Annotated in this window: 22 protein-coding genes and 2 pseudogenes; 15 read left to right on the forward strand and 9 right to left on the reverse strand. The window is 41.7% G+C overall.

All coding sequences use genetic code 11. From position 1 onward, the window contains the following. Position 1: 1 nt before the first annotated feature. Positions 2–682 (reverse strand): HEAT repeat domain-containing protein, encoded by a 681-nt coding sequence (locus IQ276_RS06690; protein ID WP_190877182.1) that lies wholly within the window; start codon positions 680–682, stop codon positions 2–4. A 270-nt stretch (positions 683–952) separates the two neighbouring features. Between IQ276_RS06690 and IQ276_RS06695 the strand changes: the two genes are divergently transcribed. Further along, positions 953–1504: a YciE/YciF ferroxidase family protein gene (locus tag IQ276_RS06695; RefSeq protein ID WP_193919285.1), complete on the forward strand. Its 552-nt coding sequence runs from the start codon at positions 953–955 to the stop codon at positions 1502–1504. A gap of 141 nt (positions 1505–1645) precedes the next feature. Here the strand turns inward: IQ276_RS06695 and IQ276_RS06700 are convergent. After that, positions 1646–2557: pseudogene (locus tag IQ276_RS06700) on the reverse strand (Rpn family recombination-promoting nuclease/putative transposase). A gap of 198 nt (positions 2558–2755) precedes the next feature. Here IQ276_RS06700 and IQ276_RS06705 point away from each other — a divergent pair. After that, positions 2756–3211, forward strand: coding sequence for a DUF29 domain-containing protein (locus IQ276_RS06705; RefSeq protein ID WP_193919287.1), 456 nt, complete (start codon positions 2756–2758; stop codon positions 3209–3211). Here IQ276_RS06705 and IQ276_RS40105 read toward each other — a convergent pair. The 3 genes and pseudogenes from IQ276_RS40105 to IQ276_RS06715 all read right to left on the reverse strand — a co-directional run bounded on the left by IQ276_RS40105 (position 3208) and on the right by IQ276_RS06715 (position 3840). Beyond that, complete coding sequence (locus IQ276_RS40105; protein ID WP_255264311.1) at positions 3208–3330, reverse strand: hypothetical protein; 123 nt, start codon at positions 3328–3330, stop codon at positions 3208–3210. The two genes, IQ276_RS06705 and IQ276_RS40105, sit on opposite strands and share 4 nt — an antisense overlap. Before the next feature lie 73 nt (positions 3331–3403). Then, on the reverse strand, positions 3404–3622 hold the full coding sequence (locus tag IQ276_RS06710; RefSeq protein ID WP_193919289.1) for a type II toxin-antitoxin system HicB family antitoxin: 219 nt from the start codon (positions 3620–3622) through the stop codon (positions 3404–3406). After that, a pseudogene (locus tag IQ276_RS06715) lies at positions 3609–3840 on the reverse strand (type II toxin-antitoxin system HicA family toxin). Before IQ276_RS06715 ends, IQ276_RS06710 begins: the two are co-directional and overlap by 14 nt. Positions 3841–4129: 289 nt before the next feature. Between IQ276_RS06715 and IQ276_RS06720 the strand changes: the two are divergent. Continuing rightward, positions 4130–4432 (forward strand): HNH endonuclease signature motif containing protein, encoded by a 303-nt coding sequence (locus tag IQ276_RS06720; protein ID WP_193919299.1) that lies wholly within the window; start codon positions 4130–4132, stop codon positions 4430–4432. Between the two features lie 61 nt (positions 4433–4493). Further along, positions 4494–5213 carry an HNH endonuclease gene (locus tag IQ276_RS06725; RefSeq protein WP_193919291.1) on the forward strand — a complete coding sequence of 240 codons (720 nt, stop codon included), beginning with the start codon at positions 4494–4496 and terminating at the stop codon, positions 5211–5213. A 163-nt stretch (positions 5214–5376) separates the two neighbouring features. On the opposite strand, the gene IQ276_RS06730 is transcribed toward IQ276_RS06725, so the two are convergent. From IQ276_RS06730 to IQ276_RS06740, 3 genes are all read right to left on the reverse strand, one after another. Then, positions 5377–6783, reverse strand: coding sequence for an NAD(P)(+) transhydrogenase (Re/Si-specific) subunit beta (locus IQ276_RS06730; protein WP_190875785.1), 1407 nt, complete (start codon positions 6781–6783; stop codon positions 5377–5379). Further along, positions 6780–7073 (reverse strand): NAD(P) transhydrogenase subunit alpha part 2, encoded by a 294-nt coding sequence (locus IQ276_RS06735; protein ID WP_193919293.1) that lies wholly within the window; start codon positions 7071–7073, stop codon positions 6780–6782. The genes IQ276_RS06730 and IQ276_RS06735 overlap by 4 nt, the downstream gene beginning before the upstream one ends. Before the next feature lie 125 nt (positions 7074–7198). Then, on the reverse strand, positions 7199–8374 hold the full coding sequence (locus IQ276_RS06740) for a Re/Si-specific NAD(P)(+) transhydrogenase subunit alpha (RefSeq protein WP_193919295.1): 1176 nt from the start codon (positions 8372–8374) through the stop codon (positions 7199–7201). Between the two features lie 760 nt (positions 8375–9134). Between IQ276_RS06740 and IQ276_RS06745 the strand changes: the two genes are divergently transcribed. The 11 genes from IQ276_RS06745 to IQ276_RS06795 all read left to right on the forward strand — a co-directional run bounded on the left by IQ276_RS06745 (position 9135) and on the right by IQ276_RS06795 (position 19501). After that, positions 9135–9647, forward strand: coding sequence for a DUF2808 domain-containing protein (locus tag IQ276_RS06745; RefSeq protein ID WP_193919297.1), 513 nt, complete (start codon positions 9135–9137; stop codon positions 9645–9647). 193 nt (positions 9648–9840) lie between these two features. After that, on the forward strand, positions 9841–9975 hold the full coding sequence (gene rpmH / locus IQ276_RS06750; protein WP_190875782.1) for a 50S ribosomal protein L34: 135 nt from the start codon (positions 9841–9843) through the stop codon (positions 9973–9975). 23 nt (positions 9976–9998) lie between these two features. Continuing rightward, entirely contained in the window at positions 9999–10421 is a 423-nt protein-coding gene (gene rnpA / locus IQ276_RS06755) for a ribonuclease P protein component (RefSeq protein ID WP_235115492.1), read from the forward strand. Beyond that, positions 10408–10800 (forward strand): PH domain-containing protein, encoded by a 393-nt coding sequence (locus tag IQ276_RS06760; protein ID WP_190875780.1) that lies wholly within the window; start codon positions 10408–10410, stop codon positions 10798–10800. The genes rnpA and IQ276_RS06760 overlap by 14 nt, the downstream gene beginning before the upstream one ends. 219 nt (positions 10801–11019) lie before the next feature. Beyond that, positions 11020–12171, forward strand: coding sequence for a membrane protein insertase YidC (yidC, locus tag IQ276_RS06765; RefSeq protein WP_190875779.1), 1152 nt, complete (start codon positions 11020–11022; stop codon positions 12169–12171). Beyond that, the gene (locus tag IQ276_RS06770; RefSeq protein ID WP_190875778.1) at positions 12168–12680 is read left to right on the forward strand and encodes a Jag family protein; all 513 of its coding nucleotides are present in this window, start codon (positions 12168–12170) and stop codon (positions 12678–12680) included. The genes yidC and IQ276_RS06770 overlap by 4 nt, the downstream gene beginning before the upstream one ends. A 187-nt stretch (positions 12681–12867) precedes the next feature. Continuing rightward, entirely contained in the window at positions 12868–13398 is a 531-nt protein-coding gene (locus IQ276_RS06775) for a YceD family protein (protein WP_193919420.1), read from the forward strand. A 176-nt stretch (positions 13399–13574) separates the two neighbouring features. Then, positions 13575–15536 carry an ATP-dependent nuclease gene (locus IQ276_RS06780; RefSeq protein ID WP_193919418.1) on the forward strand — a complete coding sequence of 654 codons (1962 nt, stop codon included), beginning with the start codon at positions 13575–13577 and terminating at the stop codon, positions 15534–15536. 148 nt (positions 15537–15684) lie between these two features. Then, positions 15685–17196 (forward strand): Ycf46 family AAA ATPase, encoded by a 1512-nt coding sequence (locus IQ276_RS06785; protein WP_190875775.1) that lies wholly within the window; start codon positions 15685–15687, stop codon positions 17194–17196. A gap of 228 nt (positions 17197–17424) precedes the next feature. Beyond that, positions 17425–17937 carry an SH3 domain-containing protein gene (locus IQ276_RS06790; RefSeq protein ID WP_193919416.1) on the forward strand — a complete coding sequence of 171 codons (513 nt, stop codon included), beginning with the start codon at positions 17425–17427 and terminating at the stop codon, positions 17935–17937. A gap of 160 nt (positions 17938–18097) precedes the next feature. Then, positions 18098–19501 (forward strand): peptidoglycan-binding domain-containing protein, encoded by a 1404-nt coding sequence (locus IQ276_RS06795; protein ID WP_193919414.1) that lies wholly within the window; start codon positions 18098–18100, stop codon positions 19499–19501. A gap of 191 nt (positions 19502–19692) precedes the next feature. On the opposite strand, the gene sbcC is transcribed toward IQ276_RS06795, so the two are convergent. Then, on the reverse strand, positions 19693–22719 hold the full coding sequence (sbcC, locus tag IQ276_RS06800) for an exonuclease subunit SbcC (RefSeq protein ID WP_235115493.1): 3027 nt from the start codon (positions 22717–22719) through the stop codon (positions 19693–19695). Positions 22720–22822: the final 103 nt, after the last annotated feature.

The raw sequence follows: 22822 nt of genomic DNA on the forward strand, positions 1-22822 counted from the left end.
ATTAAGCTTGATTACCTATTTCCTCAAGCCTCTTGAGGCTAATTCTCGCTGCTTCGGAAACGTTGGAATGACTGTCTTTTTCCATGTATTTCAAAGCTGAGACGCTCTTGGGAGTGGGAAGATTGCCCAAAGCTTCTGCCAGACGCTGCCTAACTAACCAATCATCGGATTGGGCAAACCGCAGGATACTATCGACAGACTCAACGTCTCGAATTTCTCCGAGTGCAGAGATTGCAGCCTCTTGCAATACTAGTTCTTTACTATCGAGGGCTTGCAGCAGAATTTGACGGGCACGAGGGTCTTTAATGTTACCGAGAGATACGGCTGCACTAAAGCGCACTAACCAATCAGTATCTTCATAAAATGCCCGTGAGAGTACCTCAAAAGCTCTGGCATCACCCAAATATCCTAAAGCACCAGCGGCATCAGCACGAATGCCATAATCTGGGTCATTTTCGAGAATTCGCACCAAAATTTGATAACATTCTGGCGTAGGCTTGACTCCAAGGGCAAATATTGCCATCGATCGCAGTTGCAAAGATTCGTCGTCTAGTACTTTTTTAATCAAAGGTACTGCATCCTCAGGAGGAACATGACGCAGATTAGCAAGGGCTACCATGCGATCGCGCAGATTCGGACTTTCTAACTGAGTAGAAATTTCTTCTATGCTTAAAGCTGTCATTTAGTTCAAAACGTTTTCTTTACTTATCTTAATTTACCTGATCCCTTCATCACGCTGTCGCCACAGTGAAGTAGGAGTTTGGCGACTTTACAAAATAGCTCGATTATGAGTCAAAAATAAATAAATGTTACTTACCGCGAGATTGTGTATTGAATTTAGCAGTAAGATTTAACACTTAGCTGTGCCTGAGGTATGAAGAGAAGACTTGGTAAGGGACGTAGGTTAAGGGTGTGACTGTGAAATACAGCGTTAACCTTTAGGAGAATCACGATGGTTCAACTTAGCGAACGTCCCGGCACCAAAAAAATCACAAATTTGCACGATAAGTTCATCTATGAACTTGGTGCGATGTACGATGCTGAACATCGCTTTTTGGAAGCTCAGCAGCTAATGTGGCAGTGTAGCCACCATAACCAGTTGAAGTCCTTGCTCGAAACCCATATTCGGGAAACCGAGCAGCAAATTAGAAATCTGGAGCAGTCATTTAGCAGCTTGGGACAGCAACCACAGCGGGTGACTTGTGATGCTGCGGCTGGTTTGATTAGTGATGCTCAAAAATTAACACTATTGGCTGCTGATAATCCTAAAATTGTCGAGCTGATAATGGCAGGAGCGCAGGCTAAAGTCGAACAATTAGAAATTGCTTGCTATCGCGGCTTGATTAAAGGTGCTGAGCAGATGGGGCAAAACGAAGTCGTGCGACTGCTACAGCAAAACTTGCAGCAGGAAGAACAAACAGCTCAAAAGATTGAGCAGCACATGCCACAGTTACTTCAAGAAGCAAAATCTGCTGAAATTTCAGGTGGTAATAGGTCTCGGTAATTTTTTGTAATATTTATGTAGTGTAAAATTTCCAACAAAAGCAAGGTCACAAGTGCCTTGCTTTTGTTATTGCTGTATCAGCACTGCTTTGAATGAACTACAAAAAGTAAAAAAATAGCGATCGTTGACAGGATACATATTTTATTGGTGCTGTTGCAACCACGCTACTAAATCAGCTTCAGTGGAAAAATCTAGTAAGGCTTCCGCTAAGTCTTCTAACTGAGTTAACGATAACCCACTCAGCTGCTGTTGTAATTCTGGAGTAATTACACCGATTCGTCTTGTTAATTGACGCTGGATAATTTTCAATTCTCCTTGTTGCAGACCTTGTTGTATTCCTTCTTCCATCCAACTGGTGACAATTTGCATAACTACCTCTTGTTGAGTTGGTTCAAATTGAGCAATTTCAGCCTGGAAAATTTCTGTTTATTGGGCATTTAGTCGTAGGTAGGTGTCAATAAAGCCAGAAATCAATTGCATCCGCGCTGGATCTAACTGCAACGTAGCTAACAGACGGAGACACTCAGATTTTACTCTGGGGCGGTCTTTTGGCGCTATGTTCATTTTAGCCATGAGTGCGCTAGCTACGGGATTTTGTTGTTGCAAAAATTCTCGCCAATTCAAGCGATTCAACTGGATGACATCATAGTTGAACTGCAACACAACTTTATTGGGAAATACTACCTGATGAAGATTGGGTTCGGCTTTCTTGGGACTATCGTAAGAAAATAAGGCGATAGGATAAACTGGCAGGGCGTATTTTTCGTATAATCTAGCGAAGTAGCGATACATTCGTAAATCAAAAGCTTCTTGATAATAAGCTTGATGTTCTAGATGTACGAGAAAAAATGATTCTTGCCCTCTAAATCTGGCTTTTACTACTATGTCAGTTTCATATTTTTCTCCAGCGGTGACATCGGTAAATACTTCTTTGTCGAGAAAGGTGATGGTGTCTCGTTCTAGATATGCGGTTATCTCTGGAAAGAATAATTGCAGGAATTCCCAGAAGAAAGTGGTTAGTAGTTCTTTGAATAAGCGATCGTGGTCTATCATGTCAAATTTATACCATGTCTTTGATTGATGAGCGATCGCTTTTGATCTAAGACATAAAGAAGTTTTAGTAGCAGGCAACTCTTGGATAGGCTAAGCATGGGGAGACTCGACTGGTGATACCTGCGGCAAGCTACGCTAAGCCGCACTCTTAAATAACAGAATTAATGTTATAATTATATATCCATAAAGGAGAAGATTATGAGCAATCAATCTGTTCCTAAAACCAGTAATCTTTATGCAGAAGATTATCATTTGTGGTTGGAACATACTGTTTATTTATTAAAGAATAAAATTTTTTTAAATTTAGATTTAGAAAATTTAATTGAAGAAATTGAAAGTATGGGGAGAAGTGATAAAAATGCTTTAAGGAGTAATCTTAGAGTGCTTCTAATGCACCTCCTCAAATATAAATTTCAACCCCAAAACCGATCAAATAGCTGGTTATATACAATTTATGAACATCGTCAAAGATTACAAGAAGCATTTTTAGATAGTCCTAGCTTAAAATTATACTACACGGAAGTTTTTGATAATTGTTACCAACACGCTCGAAAAGAAGCATCTATTGAAACAGGACTTCCCCTGTCTATTTTTCCTAAAGAGTATCCTTTTTCTGTCGATCAAACGCTAGATTTTGATTTCTTCCCAAATTAATCATCATCCTTTTTTTGTCTCGCGCAGAGGCGCAGAAAATAATGTGGAAACCAAATAAATTCTCCAAGCACTCCTAAACTTAAGTGTAAGCGATCGCCTAAAGATAGCTGAATCAACACTGCAATTGGTTCTTCAAGAAAAAGTTTATAAAGTCAGGTTAGGCGGTAATAACTTTGTCAACGCACTAACCATTTAAGCTACTTTACAAACGGTCGGCTTTGGAAGTGCTTCTCCTGTGGCTTCGTAAGCCATTATTAGTGACTCCAATGCTTGAGTACCATTTGCAACAGCTTCTTCATAAGTATCGCCATGCGTCCGAAAAGGCTGTCCAGGGAAATCGGGAAATCCAACTAAAAAGCAGTTGTCTTCATCAGACCATTGAATTAGCATTTGATATTTAAATTTGCTCATCTTCTTGATTGTCTCGCTGTTTTTCTTCTATTTCTTGAATTGCTTGTTGAACGTCTTTCTCTTGATAGCGTTTTGCGTCTGAACTGTCTTTACCAGAAACCGTGAGTTTTCCTGCATATAGAAGGATGTATCCAGTTTGTATGACTTCCTTTACCTGGGATTTCTGTAAAATTCGCCCTTAGCAACATTTGTTTGAGTTCCCTGATTTTCTTTGGCATTTTCAGGTCTAGACGCTTAATTAATCCCAAGATATCGCACTTACAGCATATCGGAGAATGTGATACTCCAAGACGAGTCCAGGTCGCGTTTCAACAAAAAGCAAGCGGTCGCACTGTGGAGTTTTGGCGATCGCTCTTTTTAACGAACCACAGAGGCGCAGAGAACACAGAGGAAGAAGAGGGCGATCGCACGCTGGAGATTTTGCAGGTGATCGCCTTTTTTACCAATATTTACCAGTATAGATGTACTATAATCTATAAACTAACTCTAATAAGGAGAAACCACAATATGTTCGGTAATGTAAGTCCTAATTATTATTCATTGGCGCTGGCCTATCAAACGGCTCAAAATGCAGCCCAATTAACTAAAATTCAAGCAGTATGGGAAAAGGGTTTTATTCTTCCAGACTGTGATCCAAGGATATGGCGGAAAGATCAGTTTGGAAGATTGATAAATAGATATAAGTATGGAAAGCGTCAATCTACTTATGGATGGGAAATTGACCATATAATACCAAAATCTCAAGGGGGCAGCGATCATATTTCCAACTTACGCCCCCTACAATGGTACATCAATATTGTTAGACAATAGGTTAGATTCCTCTGTTGCTCTACCCCACCGACAATAAATTTTAACTGCAACAAGGCAAACAATGGCTAAACGATCTAAGTCAGGAAGATGTGTACATTGTTTACAAAATGTGGAATATTTGACACGAGATCATATATTCCCCTTTGCTTGGTATCCAGATAATACTCCTGAAAATTTGCAAAGATGGACAATTCCATCATGCAAAAAATGCAACGAGCAATATGGTAGATTGGAAGAAGATCTACTCTTGAGACTAGGTTTGTGTATTGATCCTGAAGATGCAAAGTCAAGCGGAATTACAGATAAGGTATTACGTTCAATAGATCCACACTATGCAAATGATAGAAGAGAAAAACGAATAAGAGAAAGAAAAAGAGAGAAGATAAAACAAGAAATAGTTAAATGGGAAGCAATTCCACCTAGAGGTTTACATCCAAATTTTCAAGTACAAAGCAATGTTTATTATCCAGAATATGCATCTATTCCAATATCAGCCGATAAGTTAGAACGTTTGTGTCATAAGATAGTTCGCGGCATAACTTATTTTGTTGATCAGACTTTTATAGAAAACAATTTTGAGATTCAATTTCTTACTGTAGATGATAAAGCTGCTCAACCCATACTAAAAAAATATCAACAACATTTGAACACATACGATCGCCCAGGTATTAAAGTAGTACGTGCTATGACAAGTGAAAATCCAGATGCTGGTTTTTATGCTATAGAAATATGGGGCAGATTAAAAATGTACGCCGTAGTAACGCCAAAGAAATTGTCATGATAAATTCTATAAATAGTTTATGCAAGATAAACGCCAAAATCGAAATTTGCAAAAGTCACTTTATTTGACTAAAAAACTTGCCTCAGAAGCATCACACCCCCAAGGCAAGCAAACTCTCTAATTCTTTCTTTACTTCGCGCCCTTTGCGCCCTTTGCGGTTCGTTTAAAGTTGCTTCACTTCCGAAACCAACTTCGACACCATATCTTTCGCGCTACCAAAAAGCATCGTAGTTTTATCCTTGTAGAACAACTCATTATCTACACCGGCAAAACCCGTACTCATCCCGCGCTTAATTACAATTGTCTGCTTCGCCCGATCCACTTCCAAAATCGGCATACCATAAATCGGGCTATTTGTATCACTCCGCGCCGCTGGATTCACCACATCATTTGCCCCAATCACCAAAGCCACATCAGCTTGTTCAAACTGGGGATTAATATCATCCATGTCGTACAACTGCGTATAAGGCACATTTGCCTCAGCCAACAACACATTCATATGCCCCGGCATTCTTCCAGCAACGGGGTGAATGGCATACTTGACATCTACGCCCATTTTTTCTAACTGATCTGACAATTCGCGGACGCTATGTTGTGCTTGGGCAACTGCCATCCCATAACCAGGTACAATTACCACAGAACGAGCATAACCCAACATCATCGCTCCTTCTTCGGGATCGATGCTGCGGACAGTTTGATCTGTTGCACCACCACCAGCAGCACCACCGCCAGCAGTAGAACCTGTACCAAAAGCGCTGAACAGCACACTGAAGAGGGAGCGGTTCATTGCCTTACACATAATTTCGGTGAGGATTAAACCAGAGGCTCCCACCAACGCCCCCGCGATGATTAACATATTGTTCATCACCACAAAACCAGCAGCAGCAGCCGCCACACCTGACAATGAGTTCAACAGTGAAATTACCACCGGCATATCGCCACCACCAATGGGGATGACGAACATCACACCCAGCACTAAGGAAACAGCAACTACTCCCAAGAATATGGGTAGGCTATCTGGTGTGATGATTAAGTAAACACTGCCAGTTACGTAAGCAGCCAGAAGCACCAGGTTAAATGGTTGCTGGAATGGAAATGTAATGGGGGAACCGCTGATTAAACCTTGCAATTTGGCAAAGGCGAGAAAACTACCCGTGAAGGTAACACCACCGATTAACACGTCCAACAGCATGGAAATGTTCACATCTAGGGGTACGGGTGCGCCAGAATCCAATAACCGCCAGAATTCGGCAACGGCGACTAATGCCGAAGCTGCACCGCCTAAACCGTTGAGCAAACCCACCATTTGGGGCATTTCCGTCATTTGGACTTTGTAGGCAACGATCGCACCAATTCCCGATCCAATGGCCAAGCCTAACAAAATCATTTCATAGTTCAACACATGCTGATCCAGCATTGTTGCCACAATTGCCAGCAGCATCCCCACCGCTGCGATGACATTACCATTCCGCGCTGTCGCTGGCGAACCCAGCTTTTTCAAACCAAAAATGAATAAGGATGCAGCGACTAAATATGTCAGCTGAATGCCAGTTGGTAAAAAGTCGCTCACGCCTTAATCTCCTTCTTCTTGAACATTTGCAGCATTCTGTCTGTAACTAGAAAGCCACCGACAACGTTGACTGTAGCTAGTATCACAGCAATTAAACCGAGAATCACTGACACACTTGTTTCTCTAGCACCTGAGGCCACAATTGCCCCAAGTACCGAAATGCCAGAAATTGCATTTGAGCCTGACATTAAAGGTGTGTGTAGCGTCGGTGGTATTTTGTTGATGACTTCAAAGCCGATAAAAGACGCCAGAACAAATACAAACAAAGCAGCAAGTAATGCCTCTGTCATGAAATAAAACTCCTCTTGTAAATGGGCATAGGGCGATTCAATTTTGGATTTTAGATTTTGGATTTTAGATTGAAATTTAATCCAAAATCTAAAATCCAAAATCTAAAATTATTACCCCCCAGTCCCTAATTAACCGCCGGTTGTTGACTATTCAAAGCTTGTAGTGCATCCCGTACTCGTTGATTGCGAATTTCTCCGGCGTGGGTAACGCAAGCTGCATCTACGATGTCGTCGCCAAAGTCCACCTGCAAAGCTTTCTCTTTGTTAATCAACAGTTGAATCAGCGATGTTACGTTCTTGGAATATAATTGGCTGGCGTGGACTGGCATTGAAGATGGTAGATTTATCGGGCCGATAATTGTTACGCCATTCCACACAATGTCTTTACCAGGTTCAGTACAGGCGCAGTTACCACCTTGTTCAGCGGCTAAATCTACAATTACTGAACCGGGTTTCATCTGTGCCACCATTTCTTCTGTAACTAGCCGTGGTGCTTGTCTTCCAGGTACTTGGGCGGTGGTAATCACCACATCAGAATTTTTGACGTGTTCGGCGACAACTTCTTGGGTACGTTGTTTGCTAGCCTCAGAAATTTCCTTGGCGTAACCACCTGCGGCGACGGTTTCTTCTTCGAGTTTGACTTCGACGAATTTTGCCCCTAAGCTTTGTACTTCTTCTTTGACGGCGGGACGAATATCAAAGGCTTCTACGACTGCACCCAAGCGTCTGGCGGTGGCGATCGCTTGCAATCCAGCCACACCAGCACCCATAATAAATACTTTAGCTGGAGCGATGGTGCCTGCGGCTGTTGTCAGCATCGGGAAATATTTCGGTAATGCAGCTGCGGCAATCAATACTGCCTTGTAACCTGCTAGTGAAGCTTGCGAGGACAAAGCATCCATACTTTGCGCCCTGGTGGTACGGGGGATCATTTCCATACTCAAGGCTGTGACTTTGCGATTTGCCAATTGCTGCGCCACCACGGGATTTCCCAAGGGATTCAGGAAACTGACTAATACAGCTCCTTCCTTTAACAACTCAATTTCTGAGCGTCCATCTTCTCGCTCTTGGGGTGGGCTAACTTTCAGCAGAATGTCTGCTTCGCTCCATAATTTGACAGAATCGCTGATTATTGTAGCTCCTGCTGCTTCATAGGCGGGATCGCTGAAAAAAGATCGCTCTCCTGCACCCGATTCTACCCAAACTTCCAAACCTTGTTTTACCAATCGGGCAACCATGTCAGGAATTAATGCCACACGACGTTCACAAACTTCAATTTCTTTAGCAACTGCTATTCTCATGAAATCTCCTGAAGATAAATACTTAATCTCTGCCAAGTAAGCGATCGCCCCGTTCAGGGATATCTCGCACTTTTTAGTACTGAGGCAGGTACATCAGCCATGATTTTTACTAGTAGATTGAACCTTGAATTTTTCCTCTCCCAGTCTTACTTCTCAGGCAAAGCCTGACTTTGGCGCTTGCAGATGTTGCATTTTTAGATAGTTGCAAATAGGGTTACGTATTGCACATCCTAAGTTGATTCCCAAATTTTGCATCTTTATCTTCAGCTTATTTTCGGGATTGAGAAATTGGCTATTCCTTTCTTATAGAGTAATATTGACCAAATTTTTGAAGCTTGATAATTTTCAAATCAAATTTTAATAATTCCGACTTTCATTCCAACTTATTTTAATCAATTTATCTCAGGTTAACTGGCGATCGCTGATTGCACGGCTCAATTTTTATAACAAAATTCTTAAATTTAGATACACTTGTACATATTCGGAAACACAATCCAATCTCAACTGTGTTTTCATTTAGTTCAAAATTTGACTAACCTAGCAATCAAATCAAGACTCTGTAAGGATAATCAAGTGAATAGAATTAAAGTTAAATTTAGTACTAAGCAATATTACTGTCAGCCAAAACGCACAAAAAATGGCACTTTTTTTTGCTATTGAACGTCCATTGTCAGGAAGTCAGTAGTAAAGTTTAGTAAAGAATACTAACACACAGTTATTTTAGATAACCGATTTATATTTTGGTGGAGAGAGCCTAACTATGCGACGTTTATTTTCTGCTTTAGCCGTGACTGGCTGTTTGCTGACTGCATTTCCAGCCCTGACTTGGGCGCAAAGCTTACCTGGGTTTACGCTCTTTAGCGGTGTCAAAGGTGAGAATCAGCTGCCCTTCCGGTTAGATTTTGGTGGACAATCTAATGGTTGGGATCGTTATAGATTGAGGATTCCAGGTCAAAGAATGAAATTGGCAGTTGCTCAATTTGCCATTACCTATCCTAATTATTACGAAGGAATTTTTGACCCCAAAAAAGTTGAGGTACGAGTAAAAGGTAAACCGGTGAAGCTTTCTGAGGTGAAGTGGGACAAAGAAGGTAAGCTGATTAGTATTTTTCCCGAAGAACCGGTACCAGCAGGTAGTGGAGTTGAGTTAGTGTTATCTAACGTCAAAAACCCCTCCTTTGGTGGAATGTATTATTTTAACTGCCAAGTTCTCTCCCCTGGCGATGTACCACTACTGCGTTACATGGGGACATGGATTTTGAGCATTAGTTAAGTCTGGGGACTGGGGACTAGGGATTAGGGACTGGGAACAGGAGACTAGTAAATAAATACTTAGCAATACTTTCTCAGCACCCAATACCCAGTCCCTAGTCCCCAATCCCCAGTACCCCATTCCCCATTCCCCATTAAGGTGATAAAATTGGAGATTGTGAGTTTTTATAAAAATCACCTAAGAGGAGAATAGTATGCAAAGAACACTAGGCGGCACTTCTCGTAAGAGAAAAAGAACCTCTGGTTTTCGCGCTCGGATGCGGACACCAGATGGCAGAAACGTGATTAGGGCTAGAAGAAGAAAGGGGCGTCACCGTCTGAGCGTTTAAGTATATCTACTTGTAAGGTATCTGTGGCTTTGCCCAAAGCAAATCGGCTAAAATCCCGAAAAGATTTCCAGGCAGTTTTCCGGGAAGGAATTCGGCGTCATGGCTCTTACTTAACATTGAGAGCCTTAAAACCTTTATGTTCGATAAATCCTTCTTTGGATACCCCCACTGAGACTACACAAGCAACCGACTCAGGACATCTTGCCAGCACGCAAATTGGCATTTCGATTAGCACAAAAGTCAGTAAAAGAGCAGTGGTTCGCAACCGAATCAAACGGCAGATTACTGCTGCTTTACACGATTTATTGCCCAAATTATCACCAGGATGGCGGCTAGTGGTGGTTGTCAAACCCACAGCAGCAGAATCTAAGTGCGTAAGCCCACAATTTCTGCAAGAATTAGAGCAGTTGTTGGCACAAGCTGAGGTGTTCGATGGGCATTCGTGAAGAAGTTTATTATGAAGGCGGTCCCCATGTTGGGGATCTAATTATAAACCTGCTAATTGGGCTAAGCGTCGTTGGCATACCCTTGACAGTAGGGGCAATTGTTAGAGCATTATGGCTGCGTTTCCGCATCACCGATCGCCGAGTTACCGTGACAGGAGGTTGGCAAGGGCGCGATCGCACTGACGTAATTTACTCAGAAATTGTCAAAGTTGTCAAAGTCCCCCGTGGCATAGGCCTTTGGGGAGATATGGTACTAACCCTGAAAAACGGCAGTCGTCTGGAATTGCGTGCAATTCCTAATTTTCGGGAAGTCTATGACTACATTAATGAAAAAATTGCTGCGAAAAATCCCCAATATAGCGGCGCTGCTAACAATTGATGGGAAGGGACTGGGGACTGGGAACTGGGGACTGGGGACTGGGGACTGGGAAAGAGTTTTCCTAACCAATGCCCAATGCCCAATGCCCAATGCCCAATGCCCAATGCCCAATGCCAAAATTTGTGCGGCTATCCGTAGCGAAGGATAGTCGCACATAAGTCATGATTTAGATAAATTAGATCCAGTCAGTTTACAGTACCTCAGGTTAAATTCAGAATAATGGATTTTGGTATCGGCTTTCTCTCGAACAACGTGATGCTGCCAATCATAGATTTTTTCTATGGTATTTTTCCTAGCTATGGATTGGCGATCGTTGCTTTGACACTGATAGTCCGCTTTGCGCTCTATCCCCTGAGTGCTGGCTCAATTCGCAACATGCGGAAGATGCGAATTGTACAACCTCTGATGCAAAAGCGGATGGCAGAAATCAAAGAGCGCTATAAGGACGATCCGCAGAAGCAGCAGGAAGAAATGGTCAATGTCCAAAAAGAATTTGGCAACCCATTGGCGGGCTGTTTTCCCTTGCTAGTACAAATGCCTGTCTTATTAGCGCTGTTCGCCACTTTACGGGGTTCGCCTTTTGCAGGTGTGAACTACAGCGTTAACTTGCAAGTCTTTCCCGCAGAACAGATCGAACAAATTCAACCCCAAGCCTTTGCCACTCCTCCTCAAAATATTTACGTTGCTGATGGCGAACACGTTAAGGTAACTGCAATCCTGCCCAGCGGTAACAAACTAGCGGTGGGAGAACAAACCAAAATACAGTATCAGACCATCGAGGGCAAACCATTTCAGGTACTTTTAGCAGAACACCCAGAAACAAAGCTGATTCCTGAATGGAAAGTCACCAAAGGGGAAGAAAGGGTAAAAGTTGACGCCGAGGGCAATTTGCAAGCCTTGCAACCAGGAGAGGTGACTCTTCAAGGAACAATTCCTGGATTAGCAGCAGAAAAAGGCTTCTTATTTATCGATGCCTTAGGTAGGGTTGGTGCAACCGATCCAGATGGCACAATCCACTGGGATATCGTCGCCATGATTGTCTTCTTTGGAATCAGCCTTTATGTTAGCCAAATGCTTTCCGGGCAAAATTCCAGCGGTGGCAATCCGAACCAGGACACAGTTAACAAAATCACCCCAGTCATCTTTTCTGGAATGTTTTTGTTCTTCCCCTTACCTGCTGGGGTGTTGATGTATATGGTGATTGGTAATATTTTCCAAACCGCACAAACTTATCTTCTCTCCCGCGAACCGCTACCAGAAGAACTGCAAAAAATCGTAGCAGATCAAGAAAAACAAGCAGCAGTCACAGAACAAAAAGCATTACCATTTGAGCCGAAAAGTTCCAAGAAAAAAGCTACAGGGGGTTCATGAGTAATATTCCCATGCAGCGAGGTCAGCAGTGGTTAAAAACACTGCTGGAACTCAGTGGAATATCTACTGAGATTCACGGTAATGTAGAAACTGCCCAACCAGACGAGGATTCCCCAGAATCAGATAACTACTGGTTGACAATTGATCAAACGAATTTGACACCAGAACAAATCCAGGTATTAATTGGTGCCGATGGTTCTGTACTAGATGCCATTCAGTATCTAGCAAATTCGGTTCTTAACTTGAGCCAATCCCAAGAAGAACAAGCTTCTTACACTATTGAGTTGAATGGCTACCGTGTCAAAAGAGAAGCCGAAATTCGCGCACTAGCAGAAGCAGCAGCCGATGAAGTGCGCTTTTCTGGTAGAGAAGTAGAAATCAAATCCCTCAGTTCTGCGGAACGGCGTCAAATCCATACTTTCTTGAAAGACTTTGGAGATTTGGAAACCTTCAGTCGCGGTAAAGAACCACATCGTCATTTGGTTGTGCGTCCAGCTGGGTTGGAATAAGTTAGGAGTTAGGAGTTAGGAGTTAGGAGTTAGGAGTTAGGAGTTAGGAGTTAGGAGTTAATTTAAAACTCGTAACTATAATAATTTCAAAATTTCTATTATCCCTAAGAGATAAAATAAAAAATGTATTATCAGCCCAATTGCTGGTAATCAAGATAAATTTTCGTGAGGATGTCTCACAAATCCTATGGACGCAATTTATATTCCGCAGCTAACTAGAGCATCGGAGCGGACAGAGGAAGTTGAAATTCAGGAATTTCTGCCTGGTCTGGAAACCTTGACACCAGTTCGTGGTCGTGTGCGTGTGCAGCATCATGGCAATTACCTGGAAGTGTCCGGTCAGGCAGAAACAATTATTACTTGCACCTGCAACCGCTGTTTGCAGCAATACAATCGACGTTTAGGGCTTGAGACAAAGGAAATCATCTGGTTAGAAGAAACTGCAAATCAGCTAAAAGACTTGCCTCTAGAAAGGGAAGTGACTATGGAAGATTTGGTAGAAACTTTACCACCTGATGGTTATTTTTCTCCCAGCGAATGGCTGTATGAGCAGATGTCTTTAGCAGTGCCTCAACGCCAACTGTGCGATCGCAATTGTCCAGGTATTCCTGCAAGTAGTACTATTGATAGTTCTGATATTTCTGATACTTCTGAAACTCCAGTTGATAACCGTTGGGCTTCTCTGGAAGCACTGAAAAAGCAACTTCCCGGACAATAACGTATCTAGTAGTTTTCTCAATTAATTTATGAGATTTATATAGAACCCGATTTCTTGAAGAAGTCGGGTTTCTAGTTTATTTTTTTGCATAAATAGTATATTTCAATATTTTTTCATGAAAGTAAATTTTAATATTGTAAAATCCTAAAATGCCCTAATCAGATAATTGATGTAAAATGTTTATATCCAAGTTTCAAGTATTTAATTATAAGTCATATCTCGATTCTGGTCTAATTCAATTTACTCCAGGTATCAATATAATTGTCGGGCAAAATAATTCAGGTAAAACTTCTTTACTTGAAGCATTTACACTCAATTTTGATAATCAACCACATTTAAGCTTAAAAACTTTTCCTACTAAATCAAAAAGAATAAATCAAGAATCACAAGTAAAGGTTTCTTTATTGATTCAAAAGGAAGAATTGTTGACTTTCTTAAAAGATATTCAATCTCCAATTGGAATCCTAGAACCAGCAATAATATTTGATGACGAAGAGTCTGCTATTCAATATTATATGGATTTAAGAAATGAAAGTCCTCCTGAGGCGATGGATATGCGAAATAATCTGATAGTTGATATATTCAAAAAATTTAAGAATTTTTTGGATACTTCTGAGCATATAGAGATAAATTTATCGATATTTTCTAAATTTAAACTAGAAACTAGTACCTTAGAAAAATTATCTACCTTTGAATTTTATAGTCCAGTTGGATCAACCGAAAAAGGTGAATATACATTTTATAAAATCAAATATGATGAAGATGAAGAATTAATTATTGAAATAAATGAAGATCTGTATGATTGGATTAATTCTTATCAAGCACAAATTAATGAAAGCATGGGCTATAAATTATTTGAATTTTTTGCACATAAAATATATCGATTTAAAGCTGAACGTTTAATTATTGGAAATTGTAGGTTTGAAAATAATCCTGAACTTAAATCAGATATGTCTAATCTGGCTGAAGTTCTCAGCATATTACAAGGAATAAATCCAGAACGTTTTAGAAGGTTTAATGATTATGTTTCGAGTGTTTTACCACAAATAAAAGGTGTTTCTGTACGACATCAAGATGATTCTATAGTTGAAATTATGATATGGACAATAGATCCTAAGAGTGAAAGAGATGACTTATCATTCCCACTTGCATCATGTGGAACTGGAGTAAGTCAAGTTCTGGTAATTTTATGCATTTTGATTACCTCTCAAGAACCGCGTACTATCATTATTGATGAACCACAATCATTCCTACATCCAGGAGCAGCAAAAAAACTTATAGAAACTCTTAAACAATTTCCACAGCACCAATATTTTATTGCTACTCATTCGCCAGAAATTATCGCATCTGCGAATCCATCTACTATTATCAAACTCCAATATCAAGATTGTGAAACAACAGCATCAGTAATAAATACAAAAGATATAGAATCACAAAACGAAATTTTAGCTGAACTTGGAGTTAGGTTATCCGATGTTTTTGGTGCTGATAATATTCTCTGGGTAGAAGGACAAACTGAGGAGAAATGTTTTCCACTTGTATTGGAGAAAATTGCAAGCATACCATTAATGGGTATTAAAATTTTATCTGTCAATAGCACTGATGCTCTTTTGGATGGAAAACGGTCTGACCTTGTTTTTGATATTTATAAAAAACTTACAACGGGAGCAACTCTGTTTCCGCCAGCAATTGGATTTATATTCGATAGAGAAAATAAAACAGAAGCAAAGATTCAAGAACTAGAGAAGAGAGGTGCGAATTTTTTACGCCTACCTATGTATGAAAATTATCTACTTGATCCTGAACCTATATCAATGGTAATTAATGAAGAAGCTAGATGGCTAGAAACACCTATCAGCATTACTCAAGTTCAAGAATATCTTGACAAAATCAAACAGGAAAAATCCTATCTGCTTCAAGGCGTAAAAAGAGAACAAGTTTCAGATAATAATTGGTTATATAAGATTCACGGTGCAAAGATACTTGAAAGCATGTTCCAAGAATTATGTGAGAATAAATTGGAATTTAGAAAAACTAAACACTCTTATAAGCTTACAGAATGGTTAGTTGAGAATAAACCTGATTTCTTGTCTGAACTGGCTGAAGAATTAGGAAATTACTTAAAGAAAAATCAGTAATTATTTTTATACTGGTTATCTCATCACGATTGCCACAACAGACCGATCGCACTGGCAAGCGCTATGAACTGGTAGATGTTGGTTTTTTAGTTGTTAGAGGTGATACAAACCTGAACAATGAGAGAAGAACTAATAAGCACAGCTACATATGAACTTTCGTGAAGAGTTTAAACTGCTGCTACGCGCCCGCTACCCCTTGATTTATATTCCTACCTATGAGGAGGAGCGGGTAGAAGCAGCTATCCGGGAAGAAGCAACTAACCAAGGTAATCGCCCAGTCTATACTTGGGATTTTGTCGATGGTTACCAGGGAAACCCTAATGATGCGGGGTTTGGGCGGCGTAACCCGTTGCAAGCTTTAGAATTTATCGAAAAATTACCAGCCTCTGCGCCAGCAGTATTGATTTTACGAGATTATCATCGCTTTTTAGATGATGTGGCGATCGCTCGCAAACTCCGCAACCTCGCCCGACTCCTGAAGTCGCAACCAAAAAATATTGTACTGCTGTCCCCACGCATCGCCATTCCTGACGATTTAACCGAAGTGCTGACAGTCGTCGAGTTTCCGTTACCCAGTGCCCCAGAAATTAAAACTGAGATCGAACGCTTACTGCAAAGTACTGGTAACTCACTTTCTGGGAAAGTTTTAGATGACTTGGTGCGCTCTTGTCAAGGGCTTTCGATGGAAAGGATTCGGCGGGTTTTGGCAAGAGCGATCGCTAGCCACGGTCAATTGCAGCCAGAAGACGTGGATCTGGTTTTGGAAGAAAAGCGCCAAACTATCCGCCAGACCCAAATCCTGGACTTCTACCCCGCCACTGAGCAAATTTCTGATATTGGCGGACTGGATAACTTAAAAGATTGGCTGATTCGTCGGGGAGGCTCATTTAGTGAACGGGCAAGGCAGTACGGATTACCGCACCCCCGTGGTTTAATGTTGGTGGGTATTCAGGGAACTGGTAAATCGTTAACTGCAAAAGCGATCGCTCATCACTGGCATTTACCCCTGCTACGTTTGGATGTGGGGCGGTTATTTGGTGGTTTGGTGGGCGAGTCAGAATCTCGCACCCGCCAAATGATTCAGGTAGCTGAAGCCCTCGCCCCCTGTATTTTGTGGATTGATGAAATAGATAAAGCCTTTTCGGGGCTTGGTAGCAAAGGTGATGCCGGTACTACTAGCCGCGTCTTTGGCACATTTATTAACTGGCTAGCCGAAAAGACCTCACCCGTGTTTGTCGTCGCCACCGCCAACGATATTCAAGCCCTACCGCCAGAAATGCTGCGTAAAGGGCGGTTTGATGAAATTTTCTTTGTGGGTTTGCCCACCCAAGAAGAGAGAAAAGCAATTTTTAATGTTCATTTATCCCGACTGCGCCCCCATAACTTAAAAAGTTATGACATCGACAGGTTAGCATACGAGACACCCGACTTTTCTGGGGCAGAAATTGAGCAAACTTTAATTGAAGCGATGCACATTGGATTTAGCCAAAACCGTGATTTTACTAAAGACGATATTTTAGAGGCTGCTAGTCAAATCATCCCCTTAGCGCGAACTGCCGTCGAGCAAATTCAGCAACTTCAAGAATGGGCTGCTGCGGGGAGAGCGCGTTTAGCATCGAAACACAGTCCTTTGAGCGATAGCTTCGGTAAGCTACGGTAATACCATTTTGGATTTTAGATTTTAGATTTTGGATTGAGAATTTCTCGATGTTAGAGGGTTCTATGAATCCATCTGTTGCATTCATTTTCCAAATTGGTATAACAGAGTGGCAGCTAGAATAATCGATTGAAACAGACCACACTGCGTCCCCTTGTGGTCTCTTTACAATCCAAAATCCAAAATCCAAAATCTAAAATTGATTGACCCCTTGATAATCAGGTATTAATTATGTTGTCTGGCTTAGTAAAGTATATACTTGGGATTTTCTTAGCGATCGCTGTATTAATAGGTGGCGGTGTTGCAGTTGCACTCTATTTTATGAATCGCACCGGCATACCCCCTGCCAAACCGATTTTTTCTAATGACAGCCCCTCGGTGAAAGCCCAAGCTCCAAAAGCAACCGAGGCTGGAGGTAAACCCACCCCTACACCCGGAACGCCCACTGAATCATCTCCCAGCTCAACCTCTACTCCCACTCCCACTGAATCACCTCAAGCTACTCCATCCCCAAAACCATTGCCATCGGGAGCTTACCGAGGGCGTGTGAGTTGGGCTGAAGGCTTGAGTCTGCGGTCAAAACCAAATCAAGACGCTGAACGTATTGGTGGCGTTGGTTTTAATCAGAAAATTATTGTCTTGGAAGAAAGCGAAGATAAAGCTTGGCAAAAAATCCGTTTGGAAGATAGCGAACAAGAAGGTTGGGTGAAAGCAGGTAATACTGAAAAAACTGATGAACAATAAGTATTGGGCATTGGGCTGGGGGAAAAAACTCTTCTCCCCTACCTCCCCACTCCCTACTCCCCACTCCCCAAGTTAACTAGTTGTAAAGAATCATACAAAAAATAAATATTACACCGAGCAAATGGTATAATCTTGTATGGTCATAACTTGAAAAAAACAAGTGAAAACAGGGGTAGATAGCTCTGTAACCGAGCTTGCCTCAGTCTTTGAGGCATCTGAAAATATCAAGGTTGTTCATCTGCCAGTTATTTTAAAATTTTTGAATTGGAAAAATTTACCTAGCCCTGCTGCGATGCGTCTTTTGTCTGTAGCATTGACTATGGGAATTCTCAGTATTGCTGGGGAAGTTTCAGCAGCTCAGAAAATAGGAAGTAACGGTTCACAAGTTGCCAATAGCCAAAGATGTTTAAAAAAATTAGGTTACTTTAAAGGCCCGGTGACAGGCAAGTTTGCTAGTTTGACTCAGAATGCTGTGATCAAATTTCAACAAGCCAATAGACTACCTGCGATTGGGGTTATAGGTCCTAGTACTCAAAAAGCGTTGCAAAGAGCGTGTCAGAGTAGAGCCTCTAGTAGGAATGTTAATCGAAATTCGCAATCTTCAGTCAATGAATATCCTACTCTTTCTCAAGGCAACACTGGTGCAGCCGTGACTAAGTTGCAACAGCGTCTGAAGCAGCGGGGTTATTTTAATGCTAATCCCACCGGAAATTTCGGGCGAGTCACTAAAGATGCTGTGATTGCATTTCAGCGAAATGCTGGTATATCTGCCAATGGAATTGTCGGTCGGCAAACTTGGAACGCACTACTAGGTTATTCTCAAGCTCCTGCTAGATCGAGTCTCTCCACTCAACAAATCAGAGAATTGCAAGAGCGTTTACGACAACTAGGCTACTTTAAAGCTAATCCCACTGGGAATACTGGCCCAGTTACCAGAGAAGCGATCGCCAAATTCCAACAAGATTATAGACTACCTGTGAATGGCGCAGCCAATACCCAAATTTTGGCAGCAGTACGTCAAGCCTCAGCTGGTGGATATCCTACTCAACAACCAACTAGAAATTATCTCACTGTTGGCGATCGCTCAGATAATGTGAGATTAGTTCAAGACCGTTTGTCGCAATTGGGCTTTTTTAATGCCAATTCTGATGGCTATTACAGTGATTACACCAGAGAATCAGTGTTCGCATTCCAGCAATCTTCTCGACTCAATGCTACTGGAAATGTAGATTGGCAAACTTGGGAAGCATTAGGATTGAATAACTCGACTGCCAGTAATTATATTGAGACAAATCCCTATGTAGCACCTGTTACTAATGGTTATTTATTACCTGAAACTAACGGTAACATCTTAGCTGGTAACAATCGGTATACAGTTATCGTACCAATTTTTAGTAATGATACTCTTACTAAGGTGCAACAATATATACCTTATGCTGTGGCAGAGGAATCGAATCTGGGCGATTATGTGAATGCTGGAGGATTTAGCGATCGCAAAGAAGCAGAAAGAATAACGAAAATGCTCCGCTCCTATGGTTTGGATGCACGGATTAAATACAATTGAAGAAGAAGTCAGAATTCAGAATTCAGAATCACTTAGTACAACATTTCATTAATTCGTAGCAAATTCTCTGCGCCCCTTTGCGTTTATCTTTGCGCCCCTACCCTACGGGAAGGCGAAGCGCCTATGCGTTTAAATTCCAACCCTCAATTCGCCACGATTTTACGCAAAGCTGTATTCTGAATTCTTACCAATTAAATTGACAAACTCAACTGCGAACCTTGTTGAGTTTTATTCACCTCAATCCTAGCTTGGAAAGCTTCTTTGAGGTGAGGCATGTGGGTGACGGTGAGAATGCAAGCGAAATCAGAAGCGATCGCATTAATCGCTGCAACTAAGCGATCGCATCCTTCAGCATCCTGTGTACCAAAACCCTCATCTACAATTAACAATTGCAACGCCGCCCCCGCCCGTTGTGCTAATAATTTCGCCAACGCCAAACGGATGGCAAAGTTAATTCTAAAAGCTTCTCCACCAGAATAAGTTTCATAAGCCCGCGTTCCTCTGGAATCGGCGATTAAAATATCCAAGGTGTCTATCAACTTGGCGTTTTTCTTAGTTGATTTACCATGACGCCCAGCTTTTTGAGTAATAAACTGTACATGAAATTGATTAGCACTCAACCGCGAAAGTAATTGATTTGTCTCAGCTTCCAGTTGTGGTAAGACATTTTCAATCATCAGTGCTTGGATACCATTTTTACCAAAAGCTTGCGCTAATTCCTGATAAACACGGTATTCCTGCTTGCAAGATTGTAGTTGTTTGTACTGTTGTTCGTACTGAATTTGCAGCGTTTCCAGTTGATGCGCCAACTGTTCTAAACGTCCCAACTTGGCTATTTGCTCATCGAGTTGGCGTCTGCGTATTGCTAGCTGCTGCTCTAGGGCTTGAATTTGGGCAGATGGGTTGGCTGTTGCTTGGAGTTGCTCAATTATGCTTTCGATTTGGCTGGCGAGTTTTTGCCACTCTGTTATTCTGGCGCCTCTGGAATCCTCTAATTCTTTTAATCTCGTCTGGAGTTGGGGATATTGCTGCTGGGCTGCTAAAAGTTGCTGATATCGCAAATGCCAAGATTGAGCTTTCTTAACAGCCATACGGAGGTTGTTGTGCAGCTCCAAACTGTAGCCAATTTCAACAATGTGACGTTCCAGAGCCGCAATTTGCTTGGCACATTCAGAATTAGTTTGTTCTTGGTGGATTCTGGCTTGTAATTCGGCAATAGTAGCTAGCAGTTCTGGTTTTCGGGCTGCTAGTTGCGCTTGTCGCTTAGTAGCGTCTTTAATCTGGCTTTGTTTAATTTCTGCCCAGCGCCACCGCTCAACTTCGCTGCGAGCTAGGGCGTGATCTTGTTCATTATAATTAACGTGTTGTAGATATTGGTCTAACTTTCGGAGTTCGGCTTGTTGATTGGGAGCGTAATCACCAGCTTGTAGCGATCGCTCTAAATGTTGTTTTTCCGCAGCAATGTGTTCTAATTGATGTTGGACATCAGTTGTGGCTTCTAACTGTGCCGCCAATTGTCCCCGCTGTTCGCGTAAACCATCATAAATTGCCAATTGTTGCGATATTTCTCGATATTCCTGCCTCAGTACCTGAATTTCTCTATCAGACACAGCCATTTGTTCCCGCACTACCCAAAACTGTCCTTGAGTATCATCTAACTCAGTTTGGGTTTTTTCCACCACACGGCTCCAATGATGTTCATCCAGTGGACGTTCGCACAACGGACAAAGAGCATTGGGATTTTGGAGCATTTGTAGTTTTTGCTCTAATTCTCCCAGCAGTTTTTCATAATCCCGTTGGTGAGCTTGTAGACGTTCAATAAAGTGACGCCTTTCTTGCCCTTTTTCCTGGACTCGTTGCAAATAAACCCGCTTTTTCTCCAATTCCTCAATCTGGATTGCTACATCCATCACCGCTTGTTGCAATTGCGGTTGGCGTCGGTGCTGGCGTTGCAATTGGTTTTCTGTATTTTGCAGTTGTTCGAGCCGCGCTACTAAACCAGCATGAGTCCGATCTAATTGGCTTTGTAAAGTTGCTCGTTGTTGCAACAAAGGAGTCACCTGCATTTGCAACTGATCTAAATGAGCAAGATGGTGACGTGCTGCGCCCAGTTGGGACAAAGCAGCTTCAACTTCGCCGGATTTGGTGAGAGTTTGCTGAATTTCTCGCTCTTGTTGCTGCAAAGCTTCGATTTGGGCTTGGGCTTGTTGCAGTTGTCGTTCGATTTCCTGAATTTGTTTGGTAAGCTGTTGTTGTTTTTGTTGGCGAGTTTGTCCGGCGCGGCTATATTCTTCAAATTTGGCAGCAAAAGCTTCTTCTTGAGATTGCAGACTTTGATATTGGGCATATCCAGCTTTAATTTCAGCTTCTTGATGTAAGATTTTTTCTATCTCTGATAGCTGATAACCAATCGCTAACTGCTCTTGTTGTAGGCGATCGCAGTCTTGGTTAAGATTTTGATATTGCTGCTTGACAAAACTCAGTTGTTGTTCCCAATTTTGGCGCTGGTGCTGGACAACTTGCAAACTTTGTAATTGAATATTGTCAAAAGCTTGTACCTGTTGTAGTTGATTCAGTTCAGCTTCTAACTGATCCCTTTGCGCTTCGGTTGTCTGGCGTTGTTGCAGCTGAACTTTAATCGAATCCAAAGAACGCTCTAGTTCCTCAGCCCGTGCTTTAAACTGACGAGAAGATTCCTTTGCCCGTTCTTCCAAATCATCATATTGATTTAGTTTCAACAACTGGGCTAAAATTTCTTTGCGTTCCGTAGGTCGTTTGAGCATGAATTCATCTGCACGACCTTGACGTAAGTAAGCAGAATTAATAAAAGTATCGTAATCGAGCTTAATGTGTTCTAAAATCGAATCTTGGGTTGCTCTTACCCCTTTGCCCGTGAGTGGACGAAACCCAGAGGGTGTTTCTATTTGAAATTCCAGGACGCTAGTAGCTCCCCGAATTCGAGTACGAATCACCCGATATGTTTGCTGGTTACTTTGGAAAGTAAAATCAACCCGAACTTCTTTCGCGCCAGAATAAATAACATCGTCTTCAGTACTGGCGCGGCTTTCACCCCAAATTGCCCAAGTGATTGCTTCTAAAAGAGAAGATTTACCCGCACCATTGGAACCAGAAATACAAGCCGTATGCAAACCGCGAAAATCTAAAGTTGCATCACGGTAACTGAGAAAGTTTTTGAGGATAATTTGTACTGGGATCATTCACGCTATGGCGCCACATCTACTTTTAATAATTAAGAGTACAGATGCACTGTTTGTTAGTTTAGCTATCTAGATATCAGGTTTCTAGTCTTGAAGACATGAA

It is taken from the genome of Desmonostoc muscorum LEGE 12446, from assembly GCF_015207005.2.
Classification (GTDB): domain Bacteria; phylum Cyanobacteriota; class Cyanobacteriia; order Cyanobacteriales; family Nostocaceae; genus Nostoc; species Nostoc muscorum.